This window comes from Phaeocystidibacter marisrubri, assembly GCF_008933165.1.
Lineage (GTDB): Bacteria > Bacteroidota > Bacteroidia > Flavobacteriales > Schleiferiaceae > Phaeocystidibacter > Phaeocystidibacter marisrubri.
In genome coordinates this window covers 1-7935 of record NZ_WBVQ01000004.1, presented here as the reverse complement: position 1 = coordinate 7935, position 7935 = coordinate 1, and the positions used below count along the sequence as shown (strand labels likewise).

The 7935-nt window shown below is 43.5% G+C and carries 11 protein-coding genes; 1 reads left to right on the top strand and 10 read right to left on the bottom strand.

The features are described from left to right. Positions 1-149 precede the first annotated feature (149 nt). The 8 genes from F8C82_RS14570 to F8C82_RS14535 all read right to left on the bottom strand — a co-directional run bounded on the left by F8C82_RS14570 (position 150) and on the right by F8C82_RS14535 (position 6727). Positions 150-368, bottom strand: a complete 219-nt coding sequence (locus F8C82_RS14570) for a hypothetical protein (protein WP_151694360.1) — start codon at positions 366-368, stop codon at positions 150-152. Then, positions 365-2728, bottom strand: coding sequence for a BNR repeat-containing protein (locus F8C82_RS14565; protein WP_151694359.1), 2364 nt, complete (start codon positions 2726-2728; stop codon positions 365-367). The genes F8C82_RS14570 and F8C82_RS14565 overlap by 4 nt, the downstream gene beginning before the upstream one ends. Continuing rightward, positions 2728-2973, bottom strand: a complete 246-nt coding sequence (locus tag F8C82_RS14560) for a hypothetical protein (RefSeq protein WP_151694358.1) — start codon at positions 2971-2973, stop codon at positions 2728-2730. The genes F8C82_RS14565 and F8C82_RS14560 overlap by 1 nt, the downstream gene beginning before the upstream one ends. Next, positions 2967-3248, bottom strand: a complete 282-nt coding sequence (locus F8C82_RS14555; RefSeq protein ID WP_151694357.1) for a hypothetical protein — start codon at positions 3246-3248, stop codon at positions 2967-2969. Before F8C82_RS14555 ends, F8C82_RS14560 begins: the two co-directional genes overlap by 7 nt. Position 3249: 1 nt before the next feature. After that, positions 3250-3630, bottom strand: a complete 381-nt coding sequence (locus tag F8C82_RS14550; protein WP_151694356.1) for a hypothetical protein — start codon at positions 3628-3630, stop codon at positions 3250-3252. 92 nt (positions 3631-3722) lie between these two features. Then, a complete protein-coding gene (locus F8C82_RS14545; protein WP_151694355.1) occupies positions 3723-4343 on the bottom strand; it encodes a hypothetical protein in 621 nt (206 codons plus the stop codon). A gap of 69 nt (positions 4344-4412) precedes the next feature. After that, positions 4413-4931, bottom strand: a complete 519-nt coding sequence (locus tag F8C82_RS14540; RefSeq protein WP_151694354.1) for a hypothetical protein — start codon at positions 4929-4931, stop codon at positions 4413-4415. Positions 4932-4951: 20 nt separating this feature from the next. After that, positions 4952-6727, bottom strand: coding sequence for a hypothetical protein (locus F8C82_RS14535; RefSeq protein ID WP_151694353.1), 1776 nt, complete (start codon positions 6725-6727; stop codon positions 4952-4954). Positions 6728-6935: 208 nt separating this feature from the next. Here F8C82_RS14535 and F8C82_RS14530 point away from each other — a divergent pair, with 208 nt between their 5' ends. Next, positions 6936-7148 carry a hypothetical protein gene (locus tag F8C82_RS14530; RefSeq protein WP_151694352.1) on the top strand — a complete coding sequence of 71 codons (213 nt, stop codon included), beginning with the start codon at positions 6936-6938 and terminating at the stop codon, positions 7146-7148. Positions 7149-7233: 85 nt separating this feature from the next. On the opposite strand, the gene F8C82_RS14525 is transcribed toward F8C82_RS14530, so the two are convergent. Beyond that, complete coding sequence (locus F8C82_RS14525) at positions 7234-7614, bottom strand: hypothetical protein (protein WP_151694351.1); 381 nt, start codon at positions 7612-7614, stop codon at positions 7234-7236. Further along, positions 7611-7935: hypothetical protein (locus F8C82_RS14805; RefSeq protein WP_170266287.1), on the bottom strand; the 325-nt coding region annotated here is incomplete at its 5' end. The genes F8C82_RS14805 and F8C82_RS14525, both read right to left, overlap by 4 nt.

Genomic DNA, 7935 nt, shown 5'->3' with positions numbered 1-7935 from the left:
ATGGCGCGAATCAAGTCGCGAGCTTCTTGTTTAGCCTCTTCGGATCGAGAAGACTTAGACAACACGGAACGCGCTGTACCCATCGAGCGCGCGAGCTCCCATGGATCGTTCGATGTTCTTACATTCTCAATAGTCATAGTGGTGATGATTTACTTTTTCGCTGAAAATCGGTTCACGAAGAAATCTGTGAATTTCTGAGGAGCTGCGACAAGTACAACTCCGACGACAAACGCTACCAAAAGGGCTTTGTCGTCAACGTTTCGTTTGAGTTCAAGAAAGTAACTCAATACCCATAAGCCAATTGACGATACAGTCAATAAAGCACCAGGTACATTCGTGAACCAGTTATGTGCCTGCTTATTCGTCATGGTGTCGTGTAGTTTTGCTTAGTTACCCATACACCAGACTCTTTGGCTTGAATGACTAAATCTCCTGTAACTGAATCTACCCCCATTCGAAAGGAACCGTCTGCGGCAGCGGATCCGAAATAGATAAACGTGTCATCCTCGTTCAATTGAACGTCTCCAGAAAGGTTCATACCGGTAACAACAGTTCCCAAAATCAGCGACTCTGATTTCAGTTGAATTACATCGTTAGGCTCATCAATATCAATGAAAGTGACATCGCCGTCTGAATCGAGATCGTCAGCATCCCCGAAAGTGAGCTTACCGTTTGTCTTGATGGATACGTTCGTTGAATTACTAAAAGAAGCTTCAGCATCTACTTCCAAAACATCTTGCAATCCAACTTGACTTATAGCTTGTCTCAAAGCGAATGCCGTATCATTTAGAGCGGTAATTGAAGCCTTTGTTGAAACAGAGGAATACGCAGAATTCCAATTGGCAGTATCGATGTATGTAATACTACCTTCATCCCAAATTTCATCTCCGTTAACCGAAGCTTCACCCGCGGCTAGGATTGTAACATTACCTACTGTGTTTTCAATGCTAAAGTTTGAGTTTGATCCTGATTTAAAACCTAGATATCCCATTGGCAAACCCGTTGATGGCTCAAATGTGATGAAGCTCCTGCTTGTCGTATTATCACCATCAATATCTCTGAGTTTAATCTGATTTCCTCCTGTGTTGAGTATCTGAAAAGTGTTGTCGGTTTGGAGATTATTGAAGCCTTGACCAATAATTAGCGTATTCCCAATTTTCGACAGGGCATCCTCACTAATCCAAGTGATCAAAGTATCTTCTCCACCACAGAAAAAGGAACTTTTAAAATCAAACTGTGAGCTAAAAGCATCAATGTTAAGCTTACCATTAACCGCTTGCTTGAGTCGGGCGCTATCAATGGAATAGACCCCCGCAGCGCCTCCAACTTTGCACTCTGGACTCACGGGCGTATTCATCAACAAGAAGCGAAGTGACTTACTGTGATACAGGCCCCATTCGTCTATGTTAATATCTGAAGCGCCCAATGGTCCGGCAAAAAGTGACCCCATGGTTAATTCAGAACCTGGAGTGATTTCCTCTATTAGAAGTCCCTCGTAATTCTGAACTGTGTCAAAAGTGTTAATCCAAGTAACATACGTTCTATCGCTTAGTGTGAAAACACTTGGACGGCCAAATCCGTATTGATACAAAAAGTCCGGTCGAACACCAGAAGTGTAGTCAGTTAAGAACCTGGTCTGCCAAACACCGTTTTCTAGATAGAGATGAAAATATTGAAGGTTTCCATTCTGATCCTTAAGGGTAGTAACAATGCTCACCCTTCCAAGATCATCCACTCCCATTCCAGTTTGATTGATGAGTCCAGTATCTTGAGGAGTTGGAAAAATAGGATCACTTAACCCTTTGGTGATAGGCAAGGAATAATTTATTCCAGTGAAACTTTTCCAAGTCTGGCCTTTATCGTCAGAATAAAAGTAGCAGATGTCTTCGGCGGTTTCGGCCCCTGGGGAAGATCTCCATAACCCGCTTAAATGAATTCTGCCGTCAATGGTTGTTTGAGGAATGTTCCAATAGAAATTGAAGCCAGAACCGTCTGTCAACTGAGCTTGACGCGTCCAACTCTTTGTAGTTGTGTTGTAGGCATTGATGTAGGCGTCGCCATCAAATGAATTCCCGTCTCGATGAAGAAAAAGAAGAGTACTGTCATTCAGCGTATTAATGAATGTTGGATAACTCAATTCTGATTCCTGAGTACCAATCATCGAAGCTGAACTCCAATGTGTGATATCAAGAGGAAAATCTGATTTAATGTAGCGCAGTTGATTTCTATACGTGTTGGCAACAACATGAATAAACCCATCTTTATCTATGCTCATGCCTCCTGAATAGTGAGCGTCTTGATTAGGTAGTTTTCCTAAAGGCGCACCAGAGATTTTCGACAAATTGAAGGTTCTCCAGTTTCCCCCAACTGCGGATTTTTTAGCAATCTTCCAATCATTGTTAATGTCGATGTAGAGCACATAAATCGTATCCCCCCATTGAATTAAATTCTGAACTCTAATGACATTATTGATCTTAGTGTACAGGTTCAGTTGATCGGGAAGAATTGAAATATTTGGTTGGTTACCAAGAACTCCGGTATCCGAAAGAACTATTCTGGAAGACTCCCCCCACTCTGCACTATTACCCATGCCCTCCACGTAAATAGTATCACCAAAAATGGCGCCTTGTGTCCATAGGAAATAGGCATCTTGCTGTCGTGGAGTTTTTTGCCCTACAACGCTTAATGAAATGCCGAACGTTAGGATGATTGTAAGTAGCTTTTTCATTAGAGTATAATTCCTGAAAGTGTTCCTGTCTTGTTGTTTTCGAAGATCAATTGACCCGCGATAGGATCGTGCTGTGTGTTTGGCATCGATCCAAAAAGTCCAATCCCATTAAACTGAAGCATCGAGAGCTGCTTCTTGGTTTTCCCTTTGAGCAGAGGACTAGTAAACGTCGATTGATCAACCAGTTCAACGTGTAGCTGATTGACAATTTTAATAGCTGGTCTGTGCCCGTAAAAACTTAGCATTCACCACTCGTATTTTCGGTGCTTACCTCTTGAAGTACTTCGATGTAGCATTCCAATCGGTTTTCACCGTTTTCATCAAATTGAACAACCTTGTCGATGTCTTCTGGATGGATAGGGTTTCCCAATGCTAGGGATTCACCTTGTCCAATCTCAGCGATTCCAATCCTCACAACCGATGTTCCGCGATTGTAAAATTGATACTGAAGGACATTGGCATAAGTCAAGGAAGTTTCCTCACGGATCAATCGCTCAATTGTTCTTTTGACGAATGCCATGTTATCCTTCGTTACAAGGTTCGTACTTCACCAAGTGAAGAATTACCTGGTGCTTGAGTGTAGCCGTTGGCGCTGTCTTAAGATCAGTCGTCAATTGAACGGTATTGGTGGTGCCAATGTTAACAGGGAACCGTCGTTCATTAATAGCCGAAGATCTATCGCTTTGAAGCGCTTTTGCATTGATCGGATCGATCAACGTATTACCGTTGACAGAAACGCCAATGTTGTAATCTGTCACATCTGAAGGGTCAACTTCAACGAACTGCAAAGCCACACATTCATCGTAGGACTTATCCAAGTTTACTTCAACGCTATCCAACCCAGATGCATTCAAGGCAACTGTCACTGCTTGCATTCGGGTTTTTGATACTTTTCTTTTCATGTTAATTACCTCTTAAGGGTTAGAAAAAAGAGAGCTGACATGAAGCCAGCTCTCTTGACAAAGGCTCCAAAAATGGAAAGGGAAGAAGTACCTTAAGAACGAGTTCGCGTTACGAACCCTTCGAAGTCAAAACGGATGTATGCCGTGTTGCCTGCTCCTGGATCCAACACTACGCCACTTGGCATCAAGAGTCGAATCTCAGTATGCACATCTCCAGCCAAGTAGATGAATCCCGGCGTCTTGTAGATGTCACCATCTTGAGAATCTGAATTCACCTGGGTAAGCAAACGAGCAATTGGAATGCGAAGCTTCTGCTTTCCGTCCTGCTTGATCTCAACAACCGAGTTCTTGAAAACGGCTGGAAGGTTATCTCTGTCGCTATCGTAATCCACAGCAGCTACATCCGTTCCATCAGCAGCTACACCGTAGGCAACTTTCAAGCCTGTTAGAATAGCCACTGTATTTGGGTCGAGCTTCGTTCCTTGGAAATCACTCTTACCAACTGCTCGGATGTTTGAAGCTTCAAGGATTTCAACCTGGTTACCAGGGGCGAAAGAAGTAGCGTGCATCAACCCACCTGGTTGAAGCTCGATATTGCCATTCTGAATTTCCTTGACGATGTTCGTGTTAAGACCACCGTTATTCTCCTTTGCTGTTACGCTTGCGAGAAAATTTGCCGCTAGTACGGCTAGTGCTAGATTTGAAGTGTTCACAGTTGAAATGTTTTTAGTTATACTGTGTATTGAACTGTCAATTGATGTTTGAAAAGCCTAATTGAGGGCTTAGAGCAAGGTGTTTGCATAACGTTCCGGTTGACCCAAGAAACTAGAAGCAGGGGATGACGCGCCTTGAGGAAGGCGAACAAACTGTCCGTTTTCAATGATCTCACGGAGTTTTCCGAGGTTTCCAGCTACAGGCTTCATTGGGTGATGTTCACACAAGAAGGCTTTAGCTACGGTTGGCATTCGAAGGCCATTTACCCCCTCTTCGCTAGTGGCAGGGATCTCCTGACCAAACATGTTGGCCAACTTACCCGCTGAGTGAATGGCCATACCAGTAAGAACACCTCGAGAGGTTTCGGCAACGGCATCATTACCGCTGATGGATGAAGACAAGACAAGTGATGCAACTAAGGCACCGGCCATGATCATCTTGTTCGTGGTTGAAGGCGTACTGTACTGCGGGAAGTAGTTGTTAAGGGCACGAGCGCCAAGGAAACCTCCAACAGCGGAGCCTACAGCGATTCCGGTGTTTGTGAGGCTCTTAACAGTAGGCGCTTTGAGCTTCGCTTTTGTACTCATGTCTGAGAAATTTGAATTGATTAAACTTTGACTTTCTCACTTTCCTTCTTCTTTGGACTTGCCTTCTTCTTTGTCTCCCCACCTTCTTCTTTCTGGTCTTTGATAAGTTGATATGCCCCGAAAGCCGCACCTCCAATTAAGAGGTAAGTCAATAAGCTGTTTCCAAATCCTGCCATTGACGGACCGCTTGAATCGTCGTCAGACTTATTCGAGTTGGTCGCGGAATTTGTATTAGCACTTACCGTCGCAGATCCTCCTGTATTAATCTTTGGGAAGGAGCTCGGAATGTTTGGAATATTTGTAGTCGATGAATGGTTAGAGCCTGGTTGACTTTGATTCATCCTTGACTGATAGGTTTCAGCCATATCCTTTAGAAACTCTGACCACACCAGGATATATCTCTTCCATACACGCTCCTCACCGTCGCTACTGTACTTTCCTTGATCAACATCTTTTTGAAGGTCTTGGATGTAGTTTTGAGCACGTGTAATCATTTGCTCCAACTCAGGTGTTGGGGCTGTCTTGTGATTGCTGTATCGGTATGGATCGCCAGTAGTGTTCAACCACGGCCACCCCGAGTTTCTTACTTTGTTTCGGAGTTCATCTGTACGACTCTTTTCACCGCCCGAGAAGAGAGGGCCGAGAAACTCCATAGCAGTTGTTGCCATGGCTATAATCGCGCCTATTGTTAGTGGTTCTCCCAACCCCTTCAACCCTTTGCGGCTACTGAATTGGCGGCCTAAACCGCAAAGTTGCCCCACCTCATTACTAGTGAGTTGAGTAACCCCAAAATCAACATCTGGATTTGCTGATTCAGCAAAGGTTACCAGGTATACTTGTTGGCCTGATTGAACACCGTTAGGCTCAATTGCCGTCACAATTGGGTTCTTAGGAACTACCATTGGAGCATCCGCACACCCCAGTGAAGATGTACCATTCAAAACTGCGTGTTGTAGCATGGGAAAAATGTCTATATCAGTGAAAGGAGGCACATGATCATACGCCGGAACGCCATCAAGTGCCCAATAAGTTGAAGGGTCAAAGGCGTCTACGTGTTCTCCCGATTTTGGTACAATGACAAAGACATGTGTCCACATATCATTGTAGTTAGCTGGAGTACCTGGACTACCTATTTGTTTGATGCGCGCGAAGTAGTGTGGAATGCCAAGCTCAAGCAAAATTTGAGAGGCAATCACAGAATAGCTCTTACAGTCAATTCCCGTCTTTCTATCTCTCCAGGCACGGGAAAGTGTTCGGATCAATTGCCAGTCGGTATCGGCTAAGTATTGAAAGTGGTTGTAGATGAAGTCTTTTACATTTCGAACCGTCTGTTCACGGGTACGCCCCTTGAGTTTTTCCGCCAATTGACGTGCTTCTGACCTATATGAATAGGCTGTATCGGCCATGATCTGCAACGAGGTTCCAGTATCCCCTTCTTGCATGATGATGGTATTTCCTTTTGCTTGAGGAATTAAGTGGTCATATTCCAATCCTCTTCGCAATTGACGATAGTGAGCTTCAGAAGCGGAAGTGCCCGGACCATTCAGTTTTTCACCATCTCTACCTTTCAGTTTTAGAAAACGTGTGTAGAAGTCTTTCCCGAATGTGCCAATCACACCGCCTGAAAAAGTCACCAAAACAAACACACAAGCTTGAGCCCAAATTGGAAGATCAGCAGACCAGTCCGTTTCATCAATCGCAATTTGATTGACGGCCGCCATAATGCTCCCCCCTGAGAATGAGATGAAGTCAATACTGTTGTGCTGCATATTTCTATTTCTGTCGGCAGTAAGCATGTACCGCGATTCGTTGATGTTGACAGCAAATAGAAATTTTTGATTTTTAAGGTTTTACCGATAACATTCGATAGCGTCAATTGACGTTCAATAGCGTTCAATAATGTTCAGTAGCGGAAGGGTTATCCACCTAATTTTGTGAAGTAAAAGGCTTTGGAGGTTGTAAAGAGGAGGAGCAAAAAAGTATTATTGAGCTCAATCTTAGCCTATGTCAATTGCCATTAAGAACTACGGGAAACGAGAATTTTATAATGTTTTAGTTCAACTGGGTTATTCAGCTAGTTATTACTTCTTTAGAAAGGAGTTAAGGGCTGCACTGAACTATGAAAAGGAAGAAGAGCAAGAGTTCAATTCGAGAAGGATCCTTAAGGTGCGTGAAGTTGAGGCGTACATCGATGAGTGTGGAATCCCAAAGAAGTAACGTCAATTGACACTCGAAGGCTCTTCGTACGGAAAGCCTTATAAACCTTGAGAAAAAGTGTCAATTGACAGTGCCTAAATTCGCTCTACAACCCGCATTCTGCCGTTGTAATTTCCCTAGATGTGTCAATTGACGTTAGAGTGGGTTTGTTCGGGCGCTTGAAAATCGAGTGTTTTAGTAGGATTCCTGAGGTGGTTTCTATCCCTGTTTTATTGAGGAGGCAAGTAGACAAGCAATCAATTTGAGGCTGAGCCAGCTTCAAGGATGCAATGGCCTTTTCCTTTTTACGAGCAGATCCTATGGCGGTAAATAGACTTGATCTGATCTCTTCCAAAACAAATGCCTCCAGACGGAAGTGGTATGGATTTTCGGTTACCGGTGGGATCTTATCGATTATCCATTGCTCGATATACTCGATTGTCAATTGACACTCAGCTACTGGTATTTGAATAGTAATTTTCTTCATGGTATGCAGTAATACTCTAGTGCCTTTTGTTGTCTTGTCCCTTGAACCCGCACCAATGATCCCGATTTATCTTTGGCAAACATCATTTCTATGTCGTGCGGGTATGTCATTCGGTTTTTGTAGAAAATGATCAGATTGAAGTTTGTACATTTTCCTGAATAGATCAATCGCTTGAGCATACCTGCAACAATCTTCTGCGGAGCGTGCTTATACTTCAGATCATCATTGTAAAAAGAGTAAAACACCTCCGTCAATTGACCATTCAAATAGAGAGCCATCTTATACATCGATTCGCTCTTCATGTCCTTATATCGTCCGTTT

Bases quoted from the DNA above. Each gene is read 5' to 3' on its own strand.
- F8C82_RS14565 (WP_151694359.1), bottom strand. From the start codon at position 2,728: ATGAAAAAGCTACTTACAATCATCCTAACGTTCGGCATTTCATTAAGC.
- F8C82_RS14535 (WP_151694353.1), bottom strand. From the start codon at position 6,727: ATGCTTACTGCCGACAGAAATAGAAATATGCAGCACAACAGTATTGAC.
- F8C82_RS14540 (WP_151694354.1), bottom strand. From the start codon at position 4,931: ATGAGTACAAAAGCGAAGCTCAAAGCGCCTACTGTTAAGAGCCTCACA.
- F8C82_RS14555 (WP_151694357.1), bottom strand. From the start codon at position 3,248: ATGGCATTCGTCAAAAGAACAATTGAGCGATTGATCCGTGAGGAAACT.
- F8C82_RS14530 (WP_151694352.1), top strand. From the start codon at position 6,936: ATGTCAATTGCCATTAAGAACTACGGGAAACGAGAATTTTATAATGTT.
- F8C82_RS14550 (WP_151694356.1), bottom strand. From the start codon at position 3,630: ATGAAAAGAAAAGTATCAAAAACCCGAATGCAAGCAGTGACAGTTGCC.
- F8C82_RS14570 (WP_151694360.1), bottom strand. From the start codon at position 368: ATGACGAATAAGCAGGCACATAACTGGTTCACGAATGTACCTGGTGCT.
- F8C82_RS14560 (WP_151694358.1), bottom strand. From the start codon at position 2,973: ATGCTAAGTTTTTACGGGCACAGACCAGCTATTAAAATTGTCAATCAG.
- F8C82_RS14525 (WP_151694351.1), bottom strand. From the start codon at position 7,614: ATGAAGAAAATTACTATTCAAATACCAGTAGCTGAGTGTCAATTGACA.